Annotated in this window: 25 protein-coding genes, 1 other RNA gene and 1 riboswitch; of the genes, 15 read left to right on the top strand and 11 right to left on the bottom strand. The window is 59.4% G+C overall.

Translation table 11 applies throughout. The annotated features are described in order from the left end of the window. Positions 1-38: 38 nt before the first annotated feature. Both mqo and AAEZ06_RS01090 read right to left on the bottom strand, forming a co-directional pair. On the bottom strand, positions 39-1,547 hold the full coding sequence (gene mqo / locus AAEZ06_RS01095; protein ID WP_149410905.1) for a malate dehydrogenase (quinone): 1,509 nt from the start codon (positions 1,545-1,547) through the stop codon (positions 39-41). 739 nt (positions 1,548-2,286) lie between these two features. Next, complete coding sequence (locus AAEZ06_RS01090) at positions 2,287-2,520, bottom strand: hypothetical protein (RefSeq protein WP_149410906.1); 234 nt, start codon at positions 2,518-2,520, stop codon at positions 2,287-2,289. A gap of 194 nt (positions 2,521-2,714) precedes the next feature. Here AAEZ06_RS01090 and AAEZ06_RS01085 point away from each other — a divergent pair, with 194 nt between their 5' ends. After that, positions 2,715-3,302 (top strand): YajG family lipoprotein, encoded by a 588-nt coding sequence (locus AAEZ06_RS01085; protein ID WP_133099851.1) that lies wholly within the window; start codon positions 2,715-2,717, stop codon positions 3,300-3,302. Between the two features lie 57 nt (positions 3,303-3,359). Here AAEZ06_RS01085 and AAEZ06_RS01080 read toward each other — a convergent pair whose 3' ends face one another. After that, entirely contained in the window at positions 3,360-3,569 is a 210-nt protein-coding gene (locus tag AAEZ06_RS01080; protein ID WP_149410907.1) for a hypothetical protein, read from the bottom strand. A 182-nt stretch (positions 3,570-3,751) separates the two neighbouring features. On the opposite strand from AAEZ06_RS01080, the gene AAEZ06_RS01075 reads away from it, so the two are divergent. Beyond that, positions 3,752-4,009 (top strand): hypothetical protein, encoded by a 258-nt coding sequence (locus AAEZ06_RS01075; RefSeq protein ID WP_149410908.1) that lies wholly within the window; start codon positions 3,752-3,754, stop codon positions 4,007-4,009. 119 nt (positions 4,010-4,128) lie between these two features. Here AAEZ06_RS01075 and AAEZ06_RS01070 read toward each other — a convergent pair whose 3' ends face one another. Continuing rightward, a complete protein-coding gene (locus AAEZ06_RS01070) occupies positions 4,129-5,292 on the bottom strand; it encodes a 1-acyl-sn-glycerol-3-phosphate acyltransferase (protein WP_178114380.1) in 1,164 nt (387 codons plus the stop codon). A 144-nt stretch (positions 5,293-5,436) separates the two neighbouring features. Between AAEZ06_RS01070 and AAEZ06_RS01065 the strand changes: the two genes are divergently transcribed. The 4 genes from AAEZ06_RS01065 (at position 5,437) to AAEZ06_RS01050 (ending at position 7,613) form a co-directional block, all read left to right on the top strand. Continuing rightward, positions 5,437-5,619 (top strand): CPXCG motif-containing cysteine-rich protein, encoded by a 183-nt coding sequence (locus AAEZ06_RS01065; protein WP_149410910.1) that lies wholly within the window; start codon positions 5,437-5,439, stop codon positions 5,617-5,619. 31 nt (positions 5,620-5,650) lie between these two features. Beyond that, the gene (locus tag AAEZ06_RS01060; protein WP_149410911.1) at positions 5,651-5,911 is read left to right on the top strand and encodes a putative signal transducing protein; all 261 of its coding nucleotides are present in this window, start codon (positions 5,651-5,653) and stop codon (positions 5,909-5,911) included. A gap of 36 nt (positions 5,912-5,947) precedes the next feature. After that, entirely contained in the window at positions 5,948-6,568 is a 621-nt protein-coding gene (locus tag AAEZ06_RS01055; protein WP_350612503.1) for an SOS response-associated peptidase, read from the top strand. A gap of 235 nt (positions 6,569-6,803) precedes the next feature. Further along, entirely contained in the window at positions 6,804-7,613 is an 810-nt protein-coding gene (locus AAEZ06_RS01050) for a M48 family metallopeptidase (RefSeq protein ID WP_350612501.1), read from the top strand. 43 nt (positions 7,614-7,656) lie between these two features. Here the strand turns inward: AAEZ06_RS01050 and AAEZ06_RS01045 are convergent, their stop codons facing one another. The 3 genes from AAEZ06_RS01045 to AAEZ06_RS01035 form a co-directional block, all read right to left on the bottom strand. Beyond that, complete coding sequence (locus AAEZ06_RS01045) at positions 7,657-8,241, bottom strand: TMEM165/GDT1 family protein (RefSeq protein ID WP_149410914.1); 585 nt, start codon at positions 8,239-8,241, stop codon at positions 7,657-7,659. A gap of 88 nt (positions 8,242-8,329) precedes the next feature. Then, positions 8,330-8,451: riboswitch (yybP-ykoY riboswitch) on the bottom strand. Between the two features lie 50 nt (positions 8,452-8,501). Beyond that, positions 8,502-9,500, bottom strand: a complete 999-nt coding sequence (locus AAEZ06_RS01040; RefSeq protein WP_149410915.1) for a methyltransferase — start codon at positions 9,498-9,500, stop codon at positions 8,502-8,504. A gap of 27 nt (positions 9,501-9,527) precedes the next feature. Continuing rightward, positions 9,528-10,496 (bottom strand): 2-hydroxyacid dehydrogenase, encoded by a 969-nt coding sequence (locus AAEZ06_RS01035; RefSeq protein ID WP_149410916.1) that lies wholly within the window; start codon positions 10,494-10,496, stop codon positions 9,528-9,530. An 84-nt stretch (positions 10,497-10,580) separates the two neighbouring features. Between AAEZ06_RS01035 and AAEZ06_RS01030 the strand changes: the two genes are divergently transcribed. From AAEZ06_RS01030 to AAEZ06_RS01000, 7 genes are all read left to right on the top strand, one after another. Then, positions 10,581-11,213 carry a LysE family translocator gene (locus tag AAEZ06_RS01030; protein ID WP_149410917.1) on the top strand — a complete coding sequence of 211 codons (633 nt, stop codon included), beginning with the start codon at positions 10,581-10,583 and terminating at the stop codon, positions 11,211-11,213. A gap of 131 nt (positions 11,214-11,344) precedes the next feature. Continuing rightward, a complete protein-coding gene (locus AAEZ06_RS01025; protein ID WP_149410918.1) occupies positions 11,345-13,027 on the top strand; it encodes a fatty acid--CoA ligase in 1,683 nt (560 codons plus the stop codon). 334 nt (positions 13,028-13,361) lie between these two features. Beyond that, positions 13,362-15,221 carry a DUF1302 domain-containing protein gene (locus AAEZ06_RS01020; RefSeq protein WP_149410919.1) on the top strand — a complete coding sequence of 620 codons (1,860 nt, stop codon included), beginning with the start codon at positions 13,362-13,364 and terminating at the stop codon, positions 15,219-15,221. Positions 15,222-15,264: 43 nt separating this feature from the next. Continuing rightward, positions 15,265-16,629: a DUF1329 domain-containing protein gene (locus AAEZ06_RS01015; RefSeq protein ID WP_350612500.1), complete on the top strand. Its 1,365-nt coding sequence runs from the start codon at positions 15,265-15,267 to the stop codon at positions 16,627-16,629. Positions 16,630-16,819: 190 nt separating this feature from the next. After that, on the top strand, positions 16,820-19,558 hold the full coding sequence (locus AAEZ06_RS01010) for a winged helix-turn-helix domain-containing protein (protein WP_350612498.1): 2,739 nt from the start codon (positions 16,820-16,822) through the stop codon (positions 19,556-19,558). Positions 19,559-19,612: 54 nt separating this feature from the next. Beyond that, positions 19,613-20,254: an MBL fold metallo-hydrolase gene (locus AAEZ06_RS01005; protein ID WP_149410922.1), complete on the top strand. Its 642-nt coding sequence runs from the start codon at positions 19,613-19,615 to the stop codon at positions 20,252-20,254. A 200-nt stretch (positions 20,255-20,454) separates the two neighbouring features. After that, positions 20,455-21,225 carry a YiaD family glycine zipper/OmpA-like lipoprotein gene (locus AAEZ06_RS01000; protein ID WP_350612496.1) on the top strand — a complete coding sequence of 257 codons (771 nt, stop codon included), beginning with the start codon at positions 20,455-20,457 and terminating at the stop codon, positions 21,223-21,225. A gap of 55 nt (positions 21,226-21,280) precedes the next feature. On the opposite strand, the gene AAEZ06_RS00995 is transcribed toward AAEZ06_RS01000, so the two are convergent. From AAEZ06_RS00995 to AAEZ06_RS00980, 4 genes are all read right to left on the bottom strand, one after another. Then, positions 21,281-21,862 (bottom strand): BON domain-containing protein, encoded by a 582-nt coding sequence (locus AAEZ06_RS00995; protein ID WP_149410924.1) that lies wholly within the window; start codon positions 21,860-21,862, stop codon positions 21,281-21,283. Beyond that, positions 21,859-22,452: a phosphoheptose isomerase gene (locus AAEZ06_RS00990; protein WP_133099833.1), complete on the bottom strand. Its 594-nt coding sequence runs from the start codon at positions 22,450-22,452 to the stop codon at positions 21,859-21,861. The genes AAEZ06_RS00995 and AAEZ06_RS00990 overlap by 4 nt, the downstream gene beginning before the upstream one ends. Positions 22,453-22,557: 105 nt before the next feature. Continuing rightward, positions 22,558-22,929, bottom strand: coding sequence for a YraN family protein (locus AAEZ06_RS00985; RefSeq protein WP_133099832.1), 372 nt, complete (start codon positions 22,927-22,929; stop codon positions 22,558-22,560). Then, positions 22,929-24,740 (bottom strand): penicillin-binding protein activator, encoded by a 1,812-nt coding sequence (locus AAEZ06_RS00980; protein WP_149410925.1) that lies wholly within the window; start codon positions 24,738-24,740, stop codon positions 22,929-22,931. Before AAEZ06_RS00980 ends, AAEZ06_RS00985 begins: the two co-directional genes overlap by 1 nt. Positions 24,741-24,926: 186 nt before the next feature. On the opposite strand from AAEZ06_RS00980, the gene rsmI reads away from it, so the two are divergent. Next, a complete protein-coding gene (gene rsmI, locus AAEZ06_RS00975) occupies positions 24,927-25,832 on the top strand; it encodes a 16S rRNA (cytidine(1402)-2'-O)-methyltransferase (RefSeq protein WP_178114381.1) in 906 nt (301 codons plus the stop codon). Between the two features lie 94 nt (positions 25,833-25,926). After that, positions 25,927-26,280: RNase P RNA component class A (rnpB, locus tag AAEZ06_RS00970), an RNA gene on the top strand. Positions 26,281-26,406 lie beyond the last annotated feature (126 nt).

The raw sequence follows: 26,406 nt of genomic DNA, 5'->3' as shown, positions 1-26,406 counted from the left end.
CTCACTATGGAGAACGGGGCGTTTTTTATGAGCGGGCTTTAAGCGTAGCTTTCGGTCTCGCTGCTTTGCTCAACCAGTTCCAGGCTGATGTTGTTCTGCGCGTTGATCTTGCGATACAGCGCAGCATCGGTTTCCAGGATTTTCTCCCGGGCCGGGAAGATTTCCGAAAGCTTGGTGGCCCACTCACCGGACGCCTTGTCCGGGAAGCAGCGTTCGATCAGGTCGAGCATGATCGAAACGGTGACCGACGCGCCTGGAGAAGCGCCCAGCAGTGCCGCCAGTGAGCCATCCTTGGCCGCTACCAACTCGGTGCCAAATTGCAGCACGCCGCCTTTTTTCGGGTCTTTCTTGATGATCTGTACCCGTTGGCCGGCCACTTCCAGGCGCCAGTCTTCGGCTTTCGCCTCAGGGTAGAAGCGGCGCAGGGATTCCAGGCGCTGTTCCATGGATTGCATGACTTCGCTGACCAGGTACTTGGTCAGGTCCATGTTGTCCCGGGCCACGGCCAGCATCGGACCGATGTTGCCGGCGCGAACCGACATTGGCAGGTCGAGGAAGGAGCCGTGCTTGAGGAACTTGGTGGTGAAACCGGCGTATGGCCCGAACAGCAGGGATTTCTTGCCGTCGACCACGCGGGTGTCCAGGTGCGGCACCGACATCGGTGGCGAACCCACTGCCGCCTGGCTGTAGACTTTGGCCTGGTGGTGCTTGACCACTTCCGGGTTGTCGCAACGCAGCCACTGACCACTGACCGGAAAGCCACCGAAGCCTTTGCTTTCTTCGATGCCCGAGGCTTGCAACAGCGGCAGTGCCGCGCCACCGGCACCAAGGAATACGAACTTGGCGTCGACGTCACGGGAGTTGCCGCTGTTGACGTCCTTGATGCTCACGGTCCATCCGGCGCTGTTGCGCTTGAGGCCGGTAACACGCTTACTGTACTTGACCTGGGCATCGGCCGAGCTGGTCAGGTGCGCCAGCAACTGATTGGTCAGGGCGCCAAAGTTGACGTCGGTGCCGTTCAGTACGCGGGTAGCAGCGATTTTTTCGTCAAGCGGGCGGCCGGGCATCATCAGCGGCATCCATTCGGCCATCTGCGCACGGTCTTCGGTGTAATGCATGTCCGCGAAGGCGTGGTGCTGGCTGAGGGTTTCAAAGCGCTTCTTGAGGAACGACACGCCTTTTTCGCCCTGCACGAAACTCAGGTGCGGAACTGCACTGATAAAGGACTTGGACGAGCCAAAGGTGCCTTTTTTGGTCAGGTACGCCCAGAACTGCTTCGACACCTCGAACTGGGTGTTGATATGCACGGCCTTCTTGATGTCGATCGAACCGTCTTGAGCCTGGGGTGTGTAGTTCAACTCACACAGCCCGGCGTGACCGGTCCCGGCGTTGTTCCACGGGTTGGAACTTTCCGCGGCACCCGAATCCATCAGCTCAACGACTTCCAGCTTGAGGCCGGGGTCGAGCTCTTTGAGTAGTACGGCGAGGGTGGCACTCATGATGCCTGCCCCTACCAGTACTACGTCGACTGCTTCGTTATGCGCCATTTAACGCGTCTCCAAAATCTGCAGCACAAAATTGACGGCATGGCTGCCAGGAGTGACGGGGCGGTTCATATGATGCCCCAGGTTACCCATGGTCAGGATCGCCATGTCCGCTTCGCAATTTTTCGCATCTCTTTACAACATCGGCGCACACTGCCTATCGGGCCTTATCTGCATATGAACGCATTTAAGGGCGCCTGTGGCAATTCGACTTATGGTCAAGTACGTCCGATCGTGCAACCAAATCCGTAGCGGACAGGCTTCAAGCTCCAGTTCTTGAGGAGTACTCGGTCCTGTGTGGTTGGGCAGTGCCAGACGCTGATGGTGCTTGTACAAACGCAAAACTATTCATTTGCTCGCCACACTCTTGTGAAGTTGTGAAAACCCGTTTTTTTCACGCTCTTTTGAAGACGTGAACCTCAAAAAAGGGCTGCCCCAGTCTGGCACCTGGCCCGAAATCACTGCCGACAAGCGGCATAACGGGCAAACAACTCAAGTGGCCGAGCGCAATGGCAGCTCTGGCAGATTGGGTAAAGGAGGTGGTTTTGCAGAAAAACAGCAAGCACGCCAGCTTCACTTAATCTGTGTGGGCGGCTCTCTGTGGGCGGTGCGGGGGAGCTAATACAGGAGCATTAGCGATGCTGCGAGGCCCGATCAGGAGACGTCCTTATAATCGGGGGGAGATTGTAGCGAAGAAGTGCGGGTAAATGGTCGTGTTTTATGACTTTTATTAGCCGTTCGGTCAGGCGGTCAACGGCTGTCGCTGCAATGACCTTGAAATACGTGGGCTCAAACGTGCTCGTGCGGGCAAGGGGTGATGCATCCAGCTCAAGCGAATTTCTTCGACTTCGACCCAGCCATTGCCCACGGGGGGCAGGCTGCACTGCTTGAAAGCCTGGCAGCGGCCTTGTTGATCGAGCAGGGCAAAGTGCCGGTGAGCGGGTTTGCGCATGAACAACGACCAGAAAAAGTGCATGGCGATCAACCTCCTGTGAGTTGAGGCCAAGGTTGCCTGCAAGGCATGACGCCAGCGTGTAACCGCTGTGACATATCAGTGACACCGAACCGCTACAAGCCCGTCGGGTCTGAGTTGTAACTGGTGCTAGTTCAAGGACATGGCGCACCGCTATACTGCCGGCCTGTCGGTACCTGATTTCTGGAGAGAAACGCATGTTGCAACGCCTGTTGTTCGGTTTGATCACTGTGACCAGTTTGACCCTGGTTGGCTGCGCCCACAGCCCGCAACAACTGAGCCCGCAGCCGAAAATCACCAGCCAGCTGGCAGCTGTCGGCCATGGCCAGCCGGTGTCGGTGCGTGTGGTCGATGGTCGTCCGTCGCCTACCCTGGGCACTCGTGGTGGCCTGTACCCGGAAACCAGCGCCATTACGGTGACCGGTGCTGATGTGCTGCCCAAGCTGCAAGCCCAGGCTGAAGCGGCGGTACGCCTGCTGGGTTTCACCCCTACCAGCAATTCCCCGGGCGCGCCGCAATTGACCGTGACTTTGGCTGAGCTGAAATACCAGTCGCCTAAAGAGGGGCTGTATGTGACCGAAGCCACCATCGCCGCGACCTTCCGCTCCGACGTGTCCGCCGGCAGCCGTCGTTATAGCGGCCGTTATGGCGCTTCCCTGGATCAGCGCTTCGGCATGGCGCCGAATCAGGACACCAACACCAAGCTGGTCAGCGACGTGTTGAGCGATGCCCTGACGCGCCTGTTCAAGGACCCGAGCATCGGGCAGATCCTCAGCTCGCAGTAATTGCTTCAAAAAAAACCGGGCTCAGTGATGAGCCCGGTTTTTTATTGCCTGTAACTGTCACGCAGCTGTTTCGACGTAAAAGTCGAGCACACTCACCCCAGTCAGCAAATCCAGCTCCGGCAGGTCGGCATGCTGATGCCCGCCGAGGGCGCAATACACCAGCCAGTGGCGGTCCTGCACATTGAACGCCAGGCCGTCGACCAGCGCCTCTTGCTCGTCGTTTTGAGGCATCAGATACAGCCTATCCTGGTTTTGCGCGTGCAACATGACAAGCTCCCGGGCGTTCGAAGGGCAACAGCGTGGCTTGTTAAGGTGACGTTCAGGTGACGGTGTAAATTACTCGATACATTAGCCGTCAATGGAGGAGGGAGTTGGCAGGCGCAGGCTGCGCATATCGTTCAGGTTTGTATCTGAATGGATACCAATACACTGTTACACCGAGGTTTGTGATGGTGCTGCCTGCAATACTGATCAATGCGTTTGCCCTGTTGCTGGCTTGCCCCGGTGCATGTCTGCTGTTCATCACCCGTCTGCGGGAGCAACGAGCGATGGCCAATCTCGCCGCGCAGAGCGAGGAGCGGGCTATCGACCAGCCGATGCTGTTTTTGGACGTGAGGACCGAGCGTGTCCACCGTCTTTCCTACCGGCTCGGTTTTGCCGGCCTTGGGCTTGCGCTGCTGGTTTCCTGGTTCAGTACCCGCCTGTAGAAGCCGGCGTACTCGCGAAGAACCTGAGGGCACCGCGCTAAACCAGGAAACCCTCGTTATCGTTAACGACTTTCGCGAGTAAGAACTAGGCGTCCCCTCGCTCCTACAGTGGGTCGGGTTTACAGGGGGATGCCGGCTTTGACTCGGTATTGATTACGTACCGGTGTCGCGTACTGCAGCACCAGATACGGCCGATGCTCGCTTGGGCACGCATTCAATCGACGCTCCCACTCCGCTTTCGCCTTGGCCAGTTCATCTGTCGGGAACATCTCGGCAGCTGCCGGTACCTGTAATAGCGGGTCGGTATCGCACCACTGGGCATACGCCAGGTAATGCACCGGAAACAACCGATAACCGCCCAGAATCTGCCGATCCATCTCGATAGCCAGCAGTTTGGTGTCTTCGAAGCGTTCGGTGATCGGCGAGGCGAAGTTGACGTGGACCCGGCCCTTGTAGCCGGTAATGCCCAAGGCGATGCTCCCATCGTCCTCGCCCATCGCCTTGCTGTAGGTGCCGGTGGTGGCGCGGATGTACAGTTCGCGGGCCTTGGCCGAATCGCACGGGTCGTATTCGTAGCTGATGGACACCGGCGTCAGGTTCAGCGACTGAATGACCTCGGCGAACGGCTCGTCCTTGCGGCTCATGTGGAACATCTTGAGGATCGCTGACTCGGTGCGATCATCCCCGTCCTTGGCGCGACCTTCGGCCTGGGCGATCCAAATCGACTCGCAGTCGTTGCGGATCGAGTGGTTGATATAGGCCGACAGCAACTGATACGCCGCCATCTTCTCGCGCCGCCCAGCGATTGAACGGTGCACGATAAAGCTCTTGTTCAGGCGCATCAGGTCGCTGACAAACGGCTTTTGCAGCAGGTTGTCGCCAATGGCAATGCGCGGCGTCGGCAGGCCGGCGTGGTATATCGCGTAGTTGACGAAGGCCGGGTCCATCACGATATCGCGATGGTTGGCCAAAAACAGGTAGGCGCTGCCAGACTTGAACTGCTCGACACCGGTATAGGTCACGCCGTCGGTCGCGCGATCTATAGTGTGGTCGACGTAGAGTTCGACTTTGTCCTGCAGTGTGGCGACGGTGGTCACGCTGGCGAACTCACGGCGCAGTTTGTAAGCGATTATCGGCTTGAGCAGCCAGCCAAAGGCGCCGGCAAAGCGCGGGAAGCGAAAGTGGGTCAGGATGTCCAGAAAGGCCTTGTCACTGAACAGCCGTGCCAGCACTGCCGGGACTTCGCTGTCGTTGTAAGGTCGGATGGTATCGAATTCGCCCATCATGCTCTCTTGTTAGAAACGGCTAGGGTAAGTAAAAGGTTTGGATCGATAAGTGACAGGGCGCGGTCTGAACAATGGGATCAAACGACAATAGCCCTGCAAATAGACCGGCGATTATACGCACAAGTCACTTGGGAGACCGCGATGCTGGAAACTGAAGTCTACGATTGTCCTTATTGTGGTGAAGCGGTCGAGGCGATACTGGATTTGTCCGGTGGCGATCAGACCTATATTGAAGACTGTCCGGTGTGCTGCCGGCCCATTACTTTCGTACTGCAGATCCACGATGGTGAATGGATGCTCGAAGTGCGCAGCGAAAACGAATAATGCGTCGCGAGAAGGAATAAAAAGGTACGCCATGCAGCGAATCTACGAACCGGAAAACCTGATGGAAGGCGAATTGCTCCAGGGCATGCTCGCCAGTGAAGGCATCAAGGCCCACCTGGTGGGGCGTGACTTGCTGGGCGGCACCGGCGAGTTGCCGATCTATGGCCTGCTGGCCCTGGCAGTGGAGGACGAACAGGCCGCTTACGCCCGGGAGTTGATCACCGCCTACAACGGCGCGCTGCCGATGCCCGGCGATGAACCCGACAGCTTCCCCGACGTGCTGGTCTGTTAGGCTGTTGGCCGGTTTACCCAAGAGTCGTGTTGCCCCATGTGTGGACGTTATGCCCTGTTTCGCTGGAACCCTGCCTTTGCTGCCTTGCCGGGCTTCCCGGCCGATCAAAAGGCCCAGTGGAACATTTCCCCCAATGATTCGGTGCTGATCCAGCGCGCGGCCAACGGTCAACACGAGCTGGCGCGGGCGCGCTGGGGCCTGACTCCGCCGTGGCTGACCGACTTGTCCCGCACGCCGGCCCATGCCCGCGCGGAAACCCTGGCGGAGCAGCCAATGTTTCGCGAGGCCTTTCGCCAGCGTCGTTGCCTGTTGCCGGCCAATGGTTTCTACGAATGGCGTGGTACCCAGCGTAAACGACCGTACTGGCTGACGCCGGGAGAGGGTTCGACGCTGTTTTTCGCCGCTATCTGGGAAGCTTATCCGGTGCAGGAGCAGGTGTGGCTGAGCGCGGCGGTGGTGACGCAGGCGGCGTCGAATCAGCGTCGGCCGTTGATTCTCGATGCGGCGGGGCAAGAAGCGTGGCTAAACCCCGAGACCCCGCTGCACGTTTTGCAGGCTTTACTGGCCAGCGAACCCGCTGCGCTGCGCGAGCGGGTACTGGCCAATATGGTGAATGATCCCAAGCTTAATGGGCCGGAGTGTCTGACGCCGGGTTGATCCTGGATTTTTGTGGTGCAAGCACCCGCTTCATCGCAGGCGCTCGACGGCTGCTATGGGAAATAGCAGGGCTACACGATGTGTAGATACCTGTGCTGTCATGGGGCTGGCCGGTTATGAGTTTTTTGCGACGTTGTGGGAAGTATCCGAAATTTAACGGTTAAACGTCTGGTGTATCTGGCGCCGATACAATTCCCCGCCTACGATACGCGCCATGTTTTCAGGGAGCGTGTTCATGAAGAAATCATTGGTGGTATGTACATTGGGTGCAGCGTTGCTGCTCGCCGGTTGTCAGTCGGTTAACACCACCAGCGGCGGCGCCGTGGGTGTGGAGCGCAAGCAGTACATGTTCAGCATGTTGTCGAGCCAGGAAGTCGACCAGATGTATGCCCAGTCTTACCAGCAGACGCTGGGTGAGGCGAGCGGCGAAGGCATGGTGGACAAGACCAGTGCCAACGCCAAGCGCGTACAGGCTATTGCCACTCGCCTGATTGCCCAGGCGCCCACCTTCCGGCCCGATGCGGCCCAGTGGAAGTGGGAGGTGAACCTGATCAAGAGCGACGAGATTAACGCCAACTGCGGACCTGGCGGGAAGATCTTTGTCTACAGTGGTTTGATCGACAGCCTCAAGCTGACCGACGACGAACTGGCGGCGGTGATGGGCCATGAAATTGCCCATGCCTTGCGCGAGCACGGCCGCGAAGCCATGTCCAAGGCCTACGGCATTGAAATGGCCAAGCAGGGCGCTGGCGCGTTGTTTGGTTTGGGTCAGGACAGCCTGGCGCTGGCCGATACCGTGGCCAACTACGGCATGACCTTGCCTAACAGTCGCGGCAATGAAAACGAAGCTGACCTGATCGGCCTGGAACTGGCCGCCCGTGCCGGTTACAACCCGAACGCCGCCATCACGCTGTGGAACAAAATGGCCAAGGCTTCGCAAGGCTCGTCACCTGAGTTCATGAGCACTCACCCCGCCTCCGAAAGCCGGATCGCCTCGCTGCAGGCGGCGATCCCCAAGGTGATGCCGCTTTACAAGCCGCAGTAAGTTTCAAGCTGCAAGCTGCAAGTCAGAAGCAAACAGCTTGCAGCTAGACCCACCCACTACTCTGCATGGCCTTGTAAACCGCCACAATTGCCAGAATGAAAAACGCCGAAGCTGCCAGGCGCCGAATCAAGGTCAACGGCAGTTTCTCTGCCGCAAAATTTCCTGCCAGAACCACCGGTACGTTGGCAATCAACATGCCCAGGGTGGTGCCGATAATCACCAGCCACAGCTCAGGGTATTGCGCCGCCAGCATCACCGTGGCGATTTGTGTCTTGTCGCCCATTTCCGCTAGGAAGAACGCAATCAGCGTGGTCAGGAACGGTCCGAACTTGCGGGAGGTACTGGCTTCGTCATCGTCGAGCTTGTCCGGCACCAAGGTCCATAGGGCTGTGGCGCAAAAGCTCGCGGCGAGGATCCAGTGCAACATTGCATCCGAGAAGAAAGTGCTGAACCAGGCGCCCACGGCACCGGCGGCGGCATGGTTGGCCAGGGTCGCGGCGACGATGCCGGCGATGATCGGCCAGGGCTTGCGAAAGCGTGCGGCAAGAATGAGGGCGAGCAGTTGCGTCTTGTCGCCAATTTCGGCCAAGGCAACGATTGCGGTAGGAACGAGAAGTGAATCCAGCATCAGGTAGGCTTCCAGGGGCGGGTCGACACGGCTATGACACGTACAGCCTTCCCGCCCCGGGTAAGGTGTTCGTGTCATAGGTCTTGTCAAACCCCGGTCCGTCTGTGCGGACTCCTGGGTCGCATACGCCATGGCCTGTTGACCAAGTATGTTGACGTATGCCGGACGAGCATGGCGCTCGTGGGAGACTACTCCCCTAGGACGGAGCGGATTCTGCCTCGGCAAAATCCATTCGGCAAGCCTTCTTTTTCAAACGCCCGTTAGCCGCGCTTGGCGCGGTAGATACGAAAACCCTGGCCTTCGGCCTTGATCGCACACACGCCAAGATGCTCTTCGATCAGCGGTTGGTACTTCAGGAAGCTGTTGGCGACTAACCGGAGTTCGCCGCCTTTTGCCAGATGTTTGGCTGCTTTTTGTAGCAAGTTCTCGGTGGCATGATAGTCGGTGTGCACGCCGACATGGAACGGCGGGTTGCTCAAGATTGCGTTCAAACCCATCGGTGCTGCGTCGATGCCATCGCCGGTCAACACCTCGGCTTCCAGGCCATTGGCGGCCAGGGTCAGGCGACTGCTGGCGGCGGCGAAGGCGTCGACGTCCAGCAGCGTGACGGTGTTGTGAGGATAGCGGCGCTTGACCGCAGCCCCAAGCACCCCAGCACCACAGCCGAAGTCCAGCAAATGTCCGCTCGGCAATTTATCCAGGTGCTCCAGCAGCAGCGCGGTGCCGCGATCCAGGCGCCCATGGCTGAACACGCCCGGCAAGCTGACCACCTTGAGTGGCCCTTCGGCCAGCGGTACCTCAAACACCTGGGCCAGGCTCTCCAGCTCAACCGCTTGCGGGGCGTTGGCCACCGTGACTTGCCACAGCTGGCAGTGCCGCGCGTTGTCGAGCTTGCGGGGTTTGCCGAACGGGTTCAATTGCTTGGCGGCGCTTTCAATACCGCCGCGTTTTTCCCCCACCAGATACACCTCGGCGCCGGGCAGGCGCGCAGCCACGGCGTTAAGGATGTAATCGGTCAGCTCCTTGGACTTGGGCAGGAACACCACCGCCGAGTCGAATGAACGCTGGGGCACATTCACGCCGAAATGGCTGCGCTCGGCGAAACGCGCATCCAGTGCGGCCTGATCACCGGCATGCCAGCACCAGCCATGGGCATTGGGCAGGTGACCGAGCAAGTCGTCGGCGGGCAAGCCGGCCAGCAGCAAGTCACCCTGAAAAAGTTTGGCCTGACGAAGCAGTACTTCACTGCGCGGATCCATGGTCTGCTCCTTGAAAAGGGGCGCAGTTTAGCAACTGACGACGCGCTGCGGTGCGCCACTGAAAAACCCCTGGGCGTTTTCCGTCAATTGGCCAACGATTCGTTGCCGTGCTTCACGGCTGCCCCACGCGCAGTGTGGCGTGACGATTAGCCGTGGAATGTCGCCAGCCAGTAATGGATTGCCCACCGTCGGCGGTTCCACGCTCAGCACATCGGTAGCCGCACCGCTTAGATGACCGTTGCGCAGGGCGTCGGCCAGGGCTTGCTCGTCGATCAAGCCACCGCGCGCGGTATTGACCACGAACGCGCCGGGCTTGAGCAGCGCCAACTCCCGAGCGCCGATGAAGTGGCGGGTATGTTCGTTGAGGGGGCAGTGCAGCGTCAGGGCGTCGACTTGGGACAGCAGCTCATCCAGAGGCACCCGGTCGGCGCGGGCCGGACGCCCCGGTATTGCTCCCAGCACCACGCGCATGCCGAAGGCTTCGGCCAGGCGCGCCACGGCACTGCCCAACTCACCGTGACCGAGCAAACCGAGGGTTTTACCTTCCAGCTCGACGATCGGGTGGTCCAGCAGGCAGAACTGTTTTGCCTGCTGCCAGCGACCGGCGCTGACGTCCTTTTGATAGTCCTGCAAGCGCGTGGCGAGGTTGAGCAAAAGCATGATCGTGTGTTGCGCCACCGAAGGTGTGCCGTAACCCTGGCAATTGCTCACGGTAATGCCCTGGGCGCGGGCGGCGGCGAGGTCGACGTTATTGGTGCCGGTGGCGGCGATCAGGATCAGCTTCAGGTCGGGGCACGCTGCCAGGGTCTCGGCGTTGAGCAGGATCTTGTTACTGATTGCCACCTGAGCGCCGTGCAGGCGCTCGACAACTTGCGCAGGCGAGGTCTGTTCACAGAGTTGCAAGTCGCTGAAGGTTTTTCGCAACCCGCTCAGGTCAAGGTCTCCAAGGTCCAGGGAGCTGTAATCGAGAAAGACGGCGCGGCGATTGTTCGTCATCAACTGTACCTTTTGCGGCAGGGTTCAAAGGCGTAATCTGCCGAGCCTATCAGATGAAATAATCAGTTACTTCCTGGAGTGTGCATGTACCTCACCGAGTTCTTGACCGTCGCCCTTATTCACCTGCTGGCGGTGGCCAGCCCTGGGCCGGACTTTGCCGTGGTGGTGCGCGAGAGCGTGACCCATGGCCGGCGTGCCGGGACATGGACGGCGTTGGGTGTTGGTTCAGCGATTTTCCTGCATGTAGGCTACTCGTTGCTCGGTATTGGCTTGATCGTGTCCCAGTCCATCGTGCTGTTCAATGCGCTGAAATGGGCAGCAGCAGCTTACTTGCTGTACATCGGTTTCAAAGCCTTGCGTGCCCAACCGGCCAAGCCTGCGAGCGAAGACGATCTGCACCGTGAAGCGGGCGAGCGCACTGCGCGCGGGGCGTTTACCTCGGGATTTGTCACCAATGGCCTGAACCCCAAGGCCACGCTGTTTTTCCTGTCGCTGTTCACCGTGGTTATCAATCCCCACACGCCGTTGGCGATCCAGGCCGGTTATGGGGTTTATCTGGCAGTGGCGACGGCGATCTGGTTTTGCCTGGTGGCAATGCTGTTCAGCCAGCAGCGGGTGCGCGCCGGGTTTGCCCGCATGGGCCATTGGTTCGACCGGACCATGGGCGTAGTGCTGATTACCATTGGTGTGAAGCTGGCGTTTACCGAGATGAAATGAGGCGGTTGATGGCGCAAGGCTAGTATCCACAGGGTTCTGCAAATCATTCCTTTGGCTGATTTGAGCGGCGCGCAAGGTCTCTAAAGTGCAAATCCTTTAGCCCAGACCGTGCAGTCAGAAAAGGGATTCGTATGTTGCAGACTCGTATTATCCCGCCCGCCGAAGGCGCCTACCAATACCCGCTGTTGATCAAACGCCTGTTGATGTCCGGCGCCCGCTACGAGAAAACCCGGGAAATCGTCTACCGCGACAAGCTTCGCTACACCTACCCAACCCTTATTGAGCGGGTTGCCCGCCTGGCCAACGTGCTGACCGAAGCCGGGGTCAAGGCCGGTGACACCGTGGCGGTGATGGACTGGGACAGCCATCGTTACCTGGAATGCATGTTCGCCATCCCGATGATTGGCGCGGTGATCCACACCATCAACGTGCGCCTGTCGCCGGAACAGATTCTCTACACCATGAACCACGCCGAGGACCGCTTTGTGCTGGTCAACAGCGAGTTCGTCGGCCTTTACCAGGCCATTGCCGGGCAGTTGACCACCGTCGATAAAACCCTGTTGCTGACCGATGGTGCGGAAAAAACCGCCGACCTGCCCAACTTTGTGGGCGAATACGAGCAATTGCTGGCCGCCGCCAGCCCGCAATACACCTTCGAAGACTTCGACGAGCACTCGGTCGCTACCACCTTCTACACCACCGGTACCACCGGCAACCCGAAAGGGGTGTATTTCACCCATCGCCAACTGGTCCTGCACACCATAGGTGTGGCGACCATCATGGGCAGCGTCGACAGCGTGCGCCTGCTGGGCACCAACGACGTCTACATGCCCATCACGCCGATGTTCCATGTGCATGCCTGGGGCCTGCCGTACGTTGCCACCATGCTCGGCCTGAAACAGGTCTATCCCGGACGTTACGACCCGGAATACCTGGTGGAGCTGTGGCGTAAGGAGAAGGTCACGTTCTCCCATTGCGTGCCGACCATCCTGCAAATGGTGCTCAACGCCAAGGCCGCTCAGGGCGTGGATTTTGGCGGCTGGAAAATCGTCATCGGCGGCAGCTCTCTCAACCACTCGCTGTATGAAGCGGCCAAGGCTCGCGGCATTCAGTTGACCGCCGCCTACGGCATGTCCGAGACCGGCCCGCTGGTGTCGTGCGCGCACCTCAACGATGAGTTGATCGCCGGCACCGAAAACGAACGCACCACCTACCGCATCAAGGCCGGTGTGCCTGGCCCGTTGGTGGAAGCGGCGATCATCGACGGCGACGGTAACTTCCTGCCGGCTGACGGCGAATCCCAGGGCGAACTGGTGCTGCGGGCGCCGTGGCTCAGCGAAGGCTATTTCAAAGAACCGGAGAAGGGCGCCGAGCTGTGGGCCGGCGGCTGGATGCACACCGGTGACGTGGCAACCCTTGACGCCTTTGGCGTAATCGACATTCGTGACCGCATCAAGGACGTGATCAAGACCGGCGGCGAATGGATCTCTTCGCTGGCTCTTGAAGACCTGGTCAGTCGCCACCCGGCGGTACGCGAAGTAGCGGTGGTGGGGATTGCCGATCCGCAGTGGGGCGAGCGCCCGTTTGCCTTGCTGGTGGTGCGTGAGGGGCATGGAATTGGCGCACGTGAACTCAAGGAACACCTCAAGCCGTTTGTCGAGCAGGGCCATCTGAGCAAGTGGGCGATCCCGAGTCAGATTGCCATTGTTACGGAAATTCCCAAGACCAGTGTTGGCAAGCTCGACAAGAAACGTATCCGCATTGACATCATTGAATGGCAAGCTAATAACAGCACCTTCCTCTCCACCCTTTGATGCCCTTTGCCGTGCTCTTCGGAGCACGGCAAAGCTCTATCACAAGCCTTCGCCTTGTCATTTGCCGATTTTCAGCCATCCTCTCTCGCGTCAGCCCTCGCTGACATGGTGAAAGGACTGCGGCAGACGGGTTGGTGATGCAAATCACACTTTAGAGGGATCAAGCGGTACCCCCTGCTGGCTATAGTCCTTCCCAGAGTTTTTCAAGGGTGCAGCGCTGCGGGCCATGGAGGTTCGACGGTCGTCCGGCATTGGAATCGTTGTATTCCGGCCGTTACAAGCATGTTTTGAAAGGGCTCACTGCCATAACAATAATGCACATGGAGTAGCGTCGATGACCTCAGTAAACCAGTTCTGGCGCCGGGCGAGATTGCCCCTGGCTGTCAGTCTTGCCTCGACCCTCGCCGGGCCCGCATTCGGCGTCAGTTTCAACATCGGTGAAATCGAAGGCAGCTTCGATTCGTCCCTTTCCGTGGGGGCCAGTTGGTCCACGGCCAACGCCAACAAAGACCTGATCGGTGCCAACAACGGTGGCAAGGGGTTGTCGCAAACCTCCGATGACGGCCACTTGAACTTCAAGCGCGGTGAAACGTTCTCGAAGATCTTCAAGGGCATTCATGACCTGGAGCTGAAATACGGCGACACCGGTGTGTTTGTGCGTGGCAAGTACTGGTACGACTTTGAACTCAAGGATGAAAGTCGTCTGTTCAAGGACATCAGCGACAACAACCGCAAAGAGGGCGCCAAGTCTTCTGGCGGACAGATTCTCGATGCGTTCGTTTATCACAACTATGCGATTGCCGATCAGCCGGGTTCCGTGCGTTTTGGTAAGCAGGTGGTGAGCTGGGGTGAGAGTACTTTCATCGGCGGCGGCATCAACTCCATCAACCCGATCGACGTGTCCGCATTCCGTCGTCCGGGAGCCGAGATCAAGGAAGGCCTGATCCCGGTCAACATGTTCTACGTGTCGCAAACCCTGACCGATAACCTGTCGGCGGAAGCCTTCTATCAGTTGGAATGGGACCAGACGGTTACCGATAACTGCGGGACGTTCTTCTCCCAGCCGGATGTGGTGTCCGATGGTTGCGACAATAATCTGCGGGTGCTGAACAAGCGTTCGACCATACCTGGCGCCGCTTTGCCGACCCTCAACGCTCTCGGCGTGGACGTGAATAGCGAAGGTGTCCTGGTGCGTCGTGGTCCTGACCGTGATGCGCGCGATAGCGGCCAGTTCGGCGTGGCCATGCACTACAACTTCGAACCGCTGGACACCGAGTTTGGCGCGTACTTCATGAACTACCACAGCCGTGCGCCGATCTTCAGCGCGCATGGTGCTCCAGCATCGGCCTTCACCCGGCCACTGGGACCTTTGGCTGCATTGCGGCCGTTGATTGTCGCGGGCAGCTCCAACTACTTCATCGAGTACCCTGAAGATATTCGTCTTTACGGCTTGAGCTTCTCCACCACGCTGCCTACCGGCACCGCCTGGAGTGGTGAGTTGAGCTATCGGCCAAACGCGCCGGTCCAGCTGAGTACTACCGACATCCTCTTCGCCGGCGTCACACCGATCCCGGGTTATGGCAATGCCTCGGTATTGAAAGGCAGCCCAGGCCAGGACCTGCACGGTTACAACCGCAAGGAAGTCACCCAGTTCCAGACCACGTTCACGCATTTCTTCGACCAGGTCATGGGCGCCAGCCGCCTGACCACCGTCGGCGAAATCGGTGTGACGCATGTGGGTGGATTGGAAAGCAAATCCGAGGCCCGTTATGGCCGCGACCCGGTGTTCGGCCCCGGCACCCTGCCTGGTGGTTTCTGTAATGCCCTCAACAACTCCACCGCAGCGGGCGCAGGGCTGCCGAACGCAGCCGGCCTGAACACCAACTGTAACAACGACGGCTTCACCACAGCGACTTCCTGGGGCTACCGCGCTCGGGCCATCTGGGAATACCCGGACGTGTTTGCTGGGGTCAACCTCAAGCCAAGCGTGGCCTGGTCCCATGACGTCAAGGGTTACTCCCCTGGCCCTGGCGCCAACTTCGAAGAGGGTCGCAAGGCTGTCAGCCTGGGTGTCGATGCCGAGTACCAGAACACCTACACCGTCAGCCTGAACTACACCAACTTCTTCGGTGGCGACTTCAGCACTGTGGATGACCGCGACTTTGTCGCACTCAGCGCCGGCGTGAACTTCTAAGCACACTCTTTCAAGCAGCATGTATTTTCAGGAAGACCAGAACATGAAAATAACCAAAAGTCTGTTGCACGTGGGTGTGCTTGGGCTGTCGATAATGGCCGGCAGCGTCATGGCGGCGGTGTCGGCGGATGAAGCCGCCAAGCTGGGCACGAGCCTGACCCCGATGGGTGCGGAAATGGCCGGTAACGCGGCGGGTACCATCCCGGCCTGGAAGCCGTTGGCGACCAATGCCGGTGCTGTGGACGCGCGGGGATTCCTGGCCAACCCTTACGCCAGTGAGCAACCACAGTTCACCATCACCGCGCAGAACGTCGAGCAGTACAAGGACAAGCTGGCGCCGGGGCAGTACGCGATGTTCAAGCGCTACCCGGAATCCTTCAAGATGCCGGTGTATCCGTCCCATCGCGGCGCGACCGTGCCGGCAGAGGTGTTCGCCTCTATCAAGAAAAATGCTACCAGCACCAATCTGGTGTCCGGCGGCAACGGCCTGGAAAACTTCGAGAGCGCCGTGCCATTCCCGATTCCCAAGACTGGCGTTGAGGTGATCTGGAACCACATCACCCGCTACCGCGGCGGCAGTGTGACGCGTCTGGTGACCCAAGCCACGCCACAACCCAACGGCTCCTACAGCCTGGTGTACTTCCAGGACCAGTTCGTGTTCCGCGACAAGATGAAGGACTACGACCCGAAAAATCCGGGCAATATCCTGTTCTACTTCAAGCAGAAAGTGACCGCGCCGGCGCGTTTGGCTGGTGGTGTGCTGCTGGTGCACGAGACCCTCGACCAAGTGAAGGAGCCGCGTTCGGCGTGGGTCTACAACGCCGGTCAGCGTCGTGTGCGTCGGGCGCCGCAAGTGTCCTATGACGGGCCGGGTACTGCTGCTGATGGCCTGCGTACTTCCGATAACCTCGATATGTACAACGGTGCCCCGGATCGCTACGACTGGAAACTGGAAGGCAAGAAGGAAATCTACATCGCCTCCAACAGCTACAAGCTCGACGATCCGAAGCTCAAGTACGCCGACATCATCAAGGCCGGCCATATCAACCAGGACCTGGCTCGTTACGAGCTGCGCCGGGTCTGGCATGTGGTTGCTACCCTGAAGGAAGGCCAGCGTCACATCTACGCCAAGCGTGACTTCTACATCGACGAAGACACCTGGCAGGCAGCCGTGATCGATCACTACGACGGTCGTGGCCAACTGTGGCGTGTGGCTGAAGCTCATGGCGAGAACTACTACGACAAGCAAGTGCCGTGGTACGCCCTGGAAACCCTCTACGACCTGCAGTCTGGGCGCTACCTGGCCCTGGGTATGAAGAACGAAGAGAAGCAGGCCTATGATTTTGGCTTCACCGCCACCACCAGCGACTTCACCCCTGCGGCATTGCGCCAAGAGGGTGTTCGCTAACGTGCTCTAAACGAGGCCGCATCCTCGTAAAACGCCCCGACTGGTTCGGGGCGTTTTTTTTGCAGCTCTGAATATTTCTTGTTGTAGTTTTTTTCAGACAATTGTTGCAAAGATCTACAAAGCTGCAGCTTTTACCGCTAGTCTGCGGACATCTGCAATGCCGACCACAGCCTATTACAAGAGCCCGGCGATGACTGATCTGTCCCGAATTCAAGGGCCTGCCAGCGCGGTAATCCCGTCCCTGGAAGCGCGCTTCTATCGACCCCCACTGCCGGATGGCTATGTGTTGCGCCCTCGCCTGTGCGAACGGCTGAGCGCTGGCCTGCATGGGCGCTTGTTGCTGGTCAGCGCACCGGCCGGGTTCGGCAAGAGTTCGCTGGCGGTGGAGTTCTGCCAGAGCCTGGCGCCCCACTGGCAAAGCCTGTGGCTGGGGCTCAGCTCGCGTGACAGTGATCCGGGGCGTTTCCTTGAGCGTCTGCTCGATGGCTTGCAACAGTATTTCCCGCAATTGGGCGCCCAGGCCCTGGGCCTGCTGAAAATGCGTCAGCGCCATCAACCGTTCGCCTTTGAAGAATGGCTCGATGGCCTGCTCGATGAGCTGACGGTCCACTTGTCCACCCGTAAACCTCTGTTGCTGGTGCTGGATGACTACCATCTGGCCCAGGGCCCGGTGCTCGACCGTTGCCTGCAATTTTTCCTCAATCATTTGCCCGATGGCCTGCTGGTGCTGGTTACCAGTCGCCAGCGTCCGGATTGGCACCTGGCGCGCTTGCGCCTGTCCCGGCATTTGCTGGAGTTGCATGAGCAAGACCTGCGCCTGACCAACGATGAGTCCCTGGCCTTGCTCGACCGGCACAGCAGTTCATTGCGCGGCGAGGCGCTGGACAACCTGATCCGCCGCAGCGAAGGCTGGGTTGCTGGCCTGCGCTTCTGGTTGCTGGCGGCTTCCGAAGCCGGTAGCGACGGCGCCTTGCCCCAAGGCTTGCACGGCGGGGAAGGGCTGATACGTGATTACCTGCTTGAAGAGGTGATCGACTGTCTGCCGCCGGAGGTGCAGGGGTTTCTCTACGACACTGCGTCCCAGGAACGCTTTTGCAGCGAACTGTGTGACGCTGTGCGTGAAGCCCACGATAGCGCCGAGATCCTGCGTTACCTGCAAGCTCATCAGGTATTCCTGGTGCCGCTGGATGAGCAGGGCCACTGGTTCCGTTATCACCATCTGTTCTCCGACCTGTTGCGTACCCGGCGTGCGACCAATGCGGTGTTGCCGGCCGCCACTCTGCACCTGCGGGCATGTCGCTGGTTCAATACCCAGGGCTTGCTCGATGAGGCCGTGGAGCAAGCGTTGCGCGCCGGCCATCTGGATGTGGCGGCGAACCTGGTGCAAAACCTTTCCGAAGAACAACTGTTGGCCGAACAGAACGTTGGCATGCTCCTGCGCTGGAAGATGGACTTGCCCGACAGCTTGCTGATCAGCACGCCGCGCTTGATCGTGCTTTATAGCTGGACCTTGGGGCTTGCTTGCCAGTTGGATGCGGCGCAAGAGTTATCCAGCCACCTCAGCCGATTCCTGCCAGCACCGTCGGCCACCGCGCAGAAGTCGATGCTTGCCCAGTGGTTGGCGCTTAGCGGGATCATCGCCCGTGGGCGCGGTAACCGCGAGTTGACCCAGCTGTATTGCAACGAGGCATTGGAAAGCCTGCCGCAGAAGCGTTATGGCCAGCGGCTGATGTGCCTGTCGACGCTGTCCAACCTGGCCATCGTCGACGCCGACCTATGGCGCGCCCGTGGTCTGAATCGCGAGTCCCTGGAGCTGGCGCAACGGGTTGGTAATCCGCTGTTTGAGGCCTTGGCCCACTACGACCGCGCGCGCGTGCTGCAGGCGCGCGGCGAAATCCTGCGCTCTTTGGATGAGGTGCGCCAGGGCCTGCAGCGTCTGCAAGGCTTGGCACCCCAGCGACTGTATGCAGTGCGCGCGCGTCTGGCGTTGTACGAGGGATATCTGTTGCTGATGCGCTGCCAGCCTGAGGCAGGCCTGTTGCGCCTACGCGCTGGACTGGTCGAGGCCCGTGCCTGCCGGGATATCAGCGTGCTGATCGGCTATTGCGTAATCGCCAATCTTGAAGGCCATCGGGGGGATTTCCCCAAGGCCTTTGCCGAACTGGCCGAGGCTGAACGGCTGATGCATATCTGGGATGTGCCGCCGATCTACTACCTGGCGATGATCACCCTGATCAAATGCGAATTGTGGCTGGCCCAGGGTCGCACCGACCTGGCCGAAGCCTGGCTGACACGCCTGGGACAAACCTATAACGGTGGACAGGCTGCGGCGGCGCCGGAGTTTCATCCACACCTGCCACAACATATCGAGCTGCAACAAGCTGCACTGGACGCGATTCGTCATCAGCCCGCTGCCTCGCTCCAAAGGCTTGACGAACTGGCACAGCGGGCTCGACAGGACGGCCGACAGATGATCGATCTCATGGCACTGACCCAGCAGGCGCTGTTGCTGCTGGAGTGTGGTCAGGAACCTCTGGCCCGCCCGGTGTTTGCCCAGGCACTTGAAGCGGCCGCCGGAGGCGCATTGCAGCCCTTCCAGCCACTGTTTAAGCGTTATCCCGACTGGGCGCGGGAACAACTCGGCTACGCCCCCCATGACCTGCTGAACCAAAGCCTGCTGGCGTTATTGCCGGCCATCGTCCCTCGCGAACCCATCGAGGCTGCACACACCTGTGAAACCCTGAGTGTGCGAGAGCTGGCGGTGCTGCACCTGATCGCGCAAGGGTGCTCGAACCAGGAAATCAGCAATCAGCTGTTTATTTCCCTGCACACGGTCAAGACCCACGCCAGCCATATCAACAGCAAGCTGGGGGTTGAGCGCCGCACGCAGGCTGTGGCGAGGGCGCAGGAGATGGGGTTGTTGGGGTAGGTGTCGTGCATTTTGTGCCAGAATCGCCTCATCACAGCATACCGAGCCAACCCGATGTCCCAAGTGCCCGCCCTGATCCGCGAAACCTTCCCCGTCGGCCCGTTGCAGTGCAACTGCACCATCATCGGCGACCCCATCACTAAAAAGGCCATCGTGGTTGACCCAGGGGGCAACCATGAGCTGATCCTGGCGCGGCTCGATGCCTTGGGCCTGAAAGTGGTGAGCATCATCCATACCCATGCTCATCTTGATCACTTCCTGGCTTCCGGTCAGTTGAAGGAAAAGACCGGCGCCACGCTGCACCTGCACAAGGAGGATCAATTCCTCTGGGACAACCTGGAAATGCAATGCCAGATGTTTGGTGTGCCCTACACGCCGGTACCTTCGCCGGACCGCTGGTTGGCCGACGATGAGGAGTTGGCCTGTGGCTGCGGTGTGGCCTTGCACACGCCTGGGCATACACCGGGGTCCATGAGTTTCTGGTTTGCCGATGCCAAGTTGCTGATCGCCGGGGACACGCTGTTTCGGCGCGGCGTCGGGCGCACGGATCTGTGGGGTGGAGATCAGGCGACCATCGTGCGGTCCATCAAACAACGGCTTTACACCCTGGATGAGGACGCGACGGTGGTAACCGGCCATGGCCCGGACACGCGACTGGGGGATGAAATGCGTGAGAACCCCTTTGTCAGGGCTTGATGTTGAGAGGCGTTGTAGCAAAAAGGCAGGTCCGATTTTGTGAGCTTCTGCTACGGTTTCTGTAGCCACGCTTGCCCTGATTTTTTGTTACAGGACCGGAGCCGAACACGGAATTTTTACCGTTTGTCGTGTTCAAACCTCGACACAGGTCCATTGCCAATGTCCTCTGCATCATAGAATGCAAAAGTAGGAGCTTCTCCATGTTCACTTCGCGTCGTCTGCTTGTTGTTGCTACGGCTGTAGCCTTGTTGTCGGGCTGTGCTTCACCCAATCCTTATGATGGTAGCCAGGGACAGGCGAACGAGGGTTCGCAAGGCATGAGCAAAACCGCCAAGTACGGCGGGCTTGGCGCACTGGCTGGTGCGTTGGCCGGTGCGGCCATTGACCATAACAACCGTGGCAAGGGTGCGCTGATCGGCGCCGCCGTCGCCGGTATCGGCGCTGCAGGTTATGGCTACTACGCTGACCAGCAGGAAAAGAAACTGCGCGAAAGCATGGCCAATACCGGTGTCGAGGTTCAGCGCCAGGGCGATCAGATCAAGCTGATCATGCCGGGTAATATCACCTTTGCCACCAACCGTGCCGACATTGCTCCCAGCTTCTACCAGCCCCTGAATAACCTGGCGAACTCCTTGAAGGAGTTCAACCAGAACCAGATCGAAATTGTCGGCTATACCGATAGCACCGGCACTCGTCAGCTCAACATGGACCTGTCCCAACGTCGTGCGCAAAGCGTGGCGACCTACCTGACCTCCCAGGGTGTCAGCGGTGCCAACCTGTCGGCCCGTGGTGCCGGCCCGGATAACCCGATTGCCAGCAACGCCGACGTCAATGGCCGCGCGCAGAACCGCCGTGTCGAGGTCAACCTCAAGGCGATTCCTGGCCAGCAGTACGGCCAACCGGCACAGCAGCAACAAGCGCCGCAGCAGAACAACCAGTTCCAGGGCAATCCAGTAACCGCAAGCCAATAAAAAGGGCGCCGTGCAATCAATGCACGGCGCCCGTTTTCGTTGCGGCCCGGTTACATCAATCGATGTACTCGAACAACTTTACAATTTTCTGAACCCCGGATACGCCCTGCACCAGGTTGGTGGCGCGAGTGGCTTCCTGCTGGGTCAGCAGGCCCATCAGGTAAACGATGCCGTTATCGGTGACGACCTTGATCCGTGAGCCGGGAATCGCGCTATCGGTCAGCATCTGTGTCTTGATCTTGGTGGTCAGCAGCGCATCGCTGCTGATTGCCAGGAGCGTGATGGGTTGCAGTACCTGCAGCTCGTTGTGGACCTTTTTGACCCGTTGCACGGTGGAGGCCGCTTGCTCAGCCTGTGCCTTGAGGTCGGTGCGCGGAGTTTGTCCGGCGAGCAGCACCACACCGTTGAAGCTGGTCACGACAATGCGCGACGCGCCGTTGCCCAGATCCGGGCTGGCCTTGGCGACGTTGACGGCGACCTTGGTTTCGATCAACGAGTCATCGATCTTGCTGCCGAACGTACGGGTGCCCTTGTCATCGTTGATCGGTGTGTCGCGGCTCGCGGTGATTACCGAGCTGCAGCCGCTGATGCCGAGGCACAGCGTAAGGGCCAATAGGCTGAGACGGTTAACGGTCATTCTTCACTCCCAAACAGTTGGCTGTCGATCAGATCGCACAGGCAGTGGATCGTCAGCAGGTGGACTTCCTGAATACGTGCGGTGACATTGGCCGGGACGCGGATCTCCACGTCTTCGGGCAACAGCAGCGAGGCCATACCGCCGCCATCACGGCCGGTCAATGCTACGACAATCATTTCACGATCATGTGCGGCCTGGATCGCTTGAATAATGTTCGCCGAGTTACCACTGGTGGAAATCGCCAGCAGTACATCGCCCGGTTGGCCGAGGGCGCGAATTTGCTTGGAGAAGATTTCGTTGTAGCTGTAGTCGTTGGCGATCGAAGTGATCGTCGAGGTGTCGGTGGTCAGGGCGATGGCCGGCAGGCTCGGGCGCTCACGCTCAAAGCGGTTAAGCAGCTCGGAAGAGAAATGCTGGGCGTCGCCGGCCGAGCCGCCGTTGCCGCACGAAAGCATTTTGCCTTCGTTGAGCAGCGCGTTGACCATGACTTGGCTGGCTTGCTCGATGTGCGGTGCAAGTACGTCCATCGCCTGTTGCTTGGTATCGATACTGGCCTGGAAAAGCTGGCGAATTCGGGATTGCATGTCCATCTGTGTGACCTTAAGTAGCGCGGCTGTTTGGCACAAGAATGTGCAGCCCGCAAAGCAAAGAGCAAAAGTGTGCGGTGAAGATGTTCGGCCCGGCCTGAGTGCTGGTCAGCCGTCAAACGCGTTGCGCAGCCAGTTCAGATCGGCGGTTCCGTGCGGGGTGCTTTCTATGGCGACCACATCGAAACGGCAGGGGTAATCGGCCCAGCGACGCTCGCTCAGCAGGAAAAACTGCGCGGCGAGTATCAGCTTTTGACGCTTGCGCCCGTCGATACTGGCGAGCGCGCCACCCCATTGTGCGTGTTTTCTGTAGCGGACTTCGACGAATACTACTGTATCGCCGTCAAGCATGACCAGATCAAGCTCGCCGCGTTTGCACAACCAGTTCTGCGCCACCAGCCGCAGGCCCTGTTGTTGCAAGTGTTTGAGAGCTTGAAGTTCGGCGTCCTTGCCGCTTTGTGCGCTTGACCGCTGGGGCATCAGCGCGGGGTATCGGGCAGGCGTTGAACCTGGCCACTGACGAACTGTGCCCATGGCATCTGGCGTTCGACCCGCTGAGTCGGGGTCATGCCCAGGCTGCCGGAGAGGCCGTCAATGCGAGTATCCGGCAGTGCCTTGAGCTGACCCAGGCGTGGGGCCAGGCGGTAGGCGTCAACGCCCATTGCGTAGAGTCGGCCCAGGCTGCCGTTGGCCTGTGGCCATTGTGCGGCGACCTGATTGCGCAACGGGTCAGTGGTATTGAGCAGCCATGGCGTTTCGCAGAACAGAATGCCGTTCATGTCGAGGTACTGGTTCTTGTCGCCACTGGCGCTGAACACGTGGGAGGTGGCATACACCGGAACATCACCTGCGTACTGGAAGTTCAGGGTCGGCTTGATCTGCTGGGCTTGCTGCGGTGTTACGGCCAGGAAGATGAACTCGATGTCCTGGCGGCGCGATGGCTGCGCGGAAACATCGGTGCCGACGGTGCTTTGCAGGCTCTTGGCGCGACCTTCGCTTTGGCGCAACTGGAACAGATCGGCAATCTGCTGGGCCAGGGCGACCGGCTGGTCAACGTGTTCGACACCGATCACGGTGCCGCCATTGGCTTCCCAGTCCTGGCGGAAGGCCTTGAATACACGGTCACCCCATTCGCCTTTCGGCACCATGGCGGCTGCGCGGTGCAGGCCGTCGGCGCGGGCGCGGCGGGAGACTTCGCGGGCTTCGTCCTCGGCAGCCAGACCGAACTGGAACAGTTGCGCAGGACCTTGGTCACCCTCGCTGTAGTTCAGGGCGAGGGTAGTGATAGGTAATTGCGGGCGAGCATTGAGTTGCTTGACCAGCGGTTTCTCCAGCGGGCCGATCACTAGTTGCACACCGGCAGCCTGGGCCTTGCTGTAGAAATCATCGATGGAGGTCAGGCGCGAGCTGTCGTAAAACTCGATGATCGGTGGTTTTTGCCCGGCTTGTTCAGCCTGGTAGTGCGCAGCCATGAAGCCTTCGCGCAGAGCCTTGGCTACTGCGGCCAGCGGACCTTCCTGGGGCAGCAGCAGGGCGATTTTGTTCAGGGGCTGGCTGGCCAGTTCCTTGAGCTTGGTCAGCGGCAGCGGCAGTTGGATTGCAGCAGGGTGGCCAGGGTTCTGGGCGCGCCATGTGTCGATGGCGGCTTGCTGTTGTTCCAGAGTGCCGGCGCTCTTGACTGCAAGGGCGAGGCTGATCCAGCCGTCGAGCGTTGGGTTATTGGTCGCTTGCAGTTGCTCTGCAGGCAAGGCAGCAATCAAGGTCCAGATGGCTTCATGGTTGCTGCTGGCGGCGTCGCCGCTGAGCAGCGGGGCCATGTCGACACGCTCGCGAGCGGCGGCCAGGGTCTGGCCATCAGCTTCATAAGCGCGTGCATGCACGGTGCCTGTACGGATCTGTTGTTCCGGCGGCAGCTCCTTGAGGTTTTTCAGGCTCAGATGGTTCAGGGCCGTCAACGCCGCCTTGGGCTGGTTGCGAGTCATGGCCAGTTCTGCCGCCAGGGTGCTGGCGAACACCTGTCCCGCAGGCTTGAGGCTATCCAGTGGCACTTGCGCAAGGATCTGCGCGGAACGTCCGGGATTGTTCTGGTGAAAAGCCAGGTCCGCCGCGCTCAGGCGCAGCAGCGAGGCTTTTTCAGGCGTCTTGGCCGAAGCGGCCTGTTCGAGCAGTTGCTCGATACTGGCATCCGGAGTCCGTGGGAGGTCGCCAAGGCTGGACGAGGGCGAGCTGGCGCAAGCGGCCAACAGGGCAGCGAGGCAGAGGGCAGAGAACAGCCGCAGACAAGCGATCATGTAAGTGTTCCTGATACCGATCAAATTAGCGTGGAATTGTACCCAAGCACTGGCCGGGGCGCGATGTTACTGGCGTGAAACCGTCTATTTAGATCGTGTAAATATTGCCGGGCACTACCAAAGTCAACAAACAGGCCGGCCGCGAGCGATCCCGGTGGCGCATTTTTTTGACGTCTACGCGCTACAATGTGGCTTTTGCCAATCATCGAGGTGTGCGCTTTGACTGCTCCAGGTCCTTTGAATTCCACTGCTGGCTCGCTTTTTGTGGTGGCGACGCCCATTGGCAATCTGGACGACATCAGTGCACGGGCATTGAAAGTGTTGCGTGAAGCCAAACTGATTGCCGCTGAAGATACTCGCCACTCCCTGCGTTTAATGCAGCATTTCGGTATTTCCACACCGCTTGCGGCTTGCCATGAGCACAACGAGCGTGAGGAGGGTAGCCGCTTTATCACCCGACTGCTGGCTGGCGATGATGTGGCGCTGATCTCCGATGCCGGCACGCCGTTGATCTCCGATCCTGGCTACCACCTGGTGCGTCAGGCGCGGGCTGCTGGTATCAATGTAGTGCCTGTTCCGGGAGCGTGCGCGCTGATTGCGGCATTGTCTGCGGCCGGTTTGCCGTCGGACCGCTTTATCTTTGAAGGCTTTCTGCCGGCTAAGGCCGTAGGGCGACGGGCGCGTCTTGAATTGTTGAAGGAAGAGCCGCGCACCCTGATCTTCTATGAAGCCCCACACCGCATTCTTGAATGCCTGCAAGATATGGAGCTGGTGTTTGGTGGTGAGCGCTTGGCGTTGCTGGCACGGGAGCTGACCAAGACTTTCGAAACCCTCAAGGGCCTGCCGTTGGAAGCGTTGCGCGCGTTTGTCGAGGGTGACAGTAACCAGCAGCGCGGCGAATGCGTGGTGCTGGTGGCGGGTTGGTCGGCACCGGAAAGCGAAGATGCTGTCGGTAGCGAGGCGATGCGGGTCCTGGATTTGCTGCTTAAAGAGATGCCCCTCAAGCGTGCAGCCGCCCTGGCGGCGGAAATTACCGGCGTGCGCAAGAATGTGCTTTATCAAGCCGCGCTCGATAAGCAGAAGAGTGAATAGTTCCGCCGTTTAACCTGCGATACGTCGGAAGATGATGGCACTGCTGGCTTTAAAGCTTGTTCTGAAGGGCCCGTGCCGTTAATCTTCGCGGCGGAGAGTCGATTGGACAGTCGCTGCCCTCTATGAAAATTAGGGGGGGGAGGAAAGTCCGGGCTCCATAGGGCGAAGTGCCAGGTAATGCCTGGGAGGCGTGAGCCTACGGAAAGTGCCACAGAAAATAACCGCCTAAGTACTTCGGTGCCGGTAAGGGTGAAAAGGTGCGGTAAGAGCGCACCGCACGACTGGCAACAGTTCGTGGCTAGGTAAACCCCACTTGGAGCAAGACCAAATAGGGTTCCAAGGCGTGGCCCGCGCTGGAACCGGGTAGGTTGCTAAAGATGTCCAGTGATGGCCATCGTAGACGAATGACTGTTCAAGACAGAACCCGGCTTATAGATCGACTCTCCACCTTTTTCCCCTCTGTCCGACTCTCGGGCAGAAACCTGGTAGTAACGCAAGAATCCCTCCCTGCCAAATCGTTGGCAGATGCGTCTTCGTAATACCGAAAAAATCTTACTCTTAATAAATTACTTTA

The sequence above is a fragment of the Pseudomonas sp. HY7a-MNA-CIBAN-0227 genome (genome assembly GCF_040310325.1).
Classification (GTDB): domain Bacteria; phylum Pseudomonadota; class Gammaproteobacteria; order Pseudomonadales; family Pseudomonadaceae; genus Aquipseudomonas.
The sequence above is the reverse complement of the archived record's forward strand: the minus strand, read 5'-3'. Positions and strand labels throughout refer to the sequence as shown.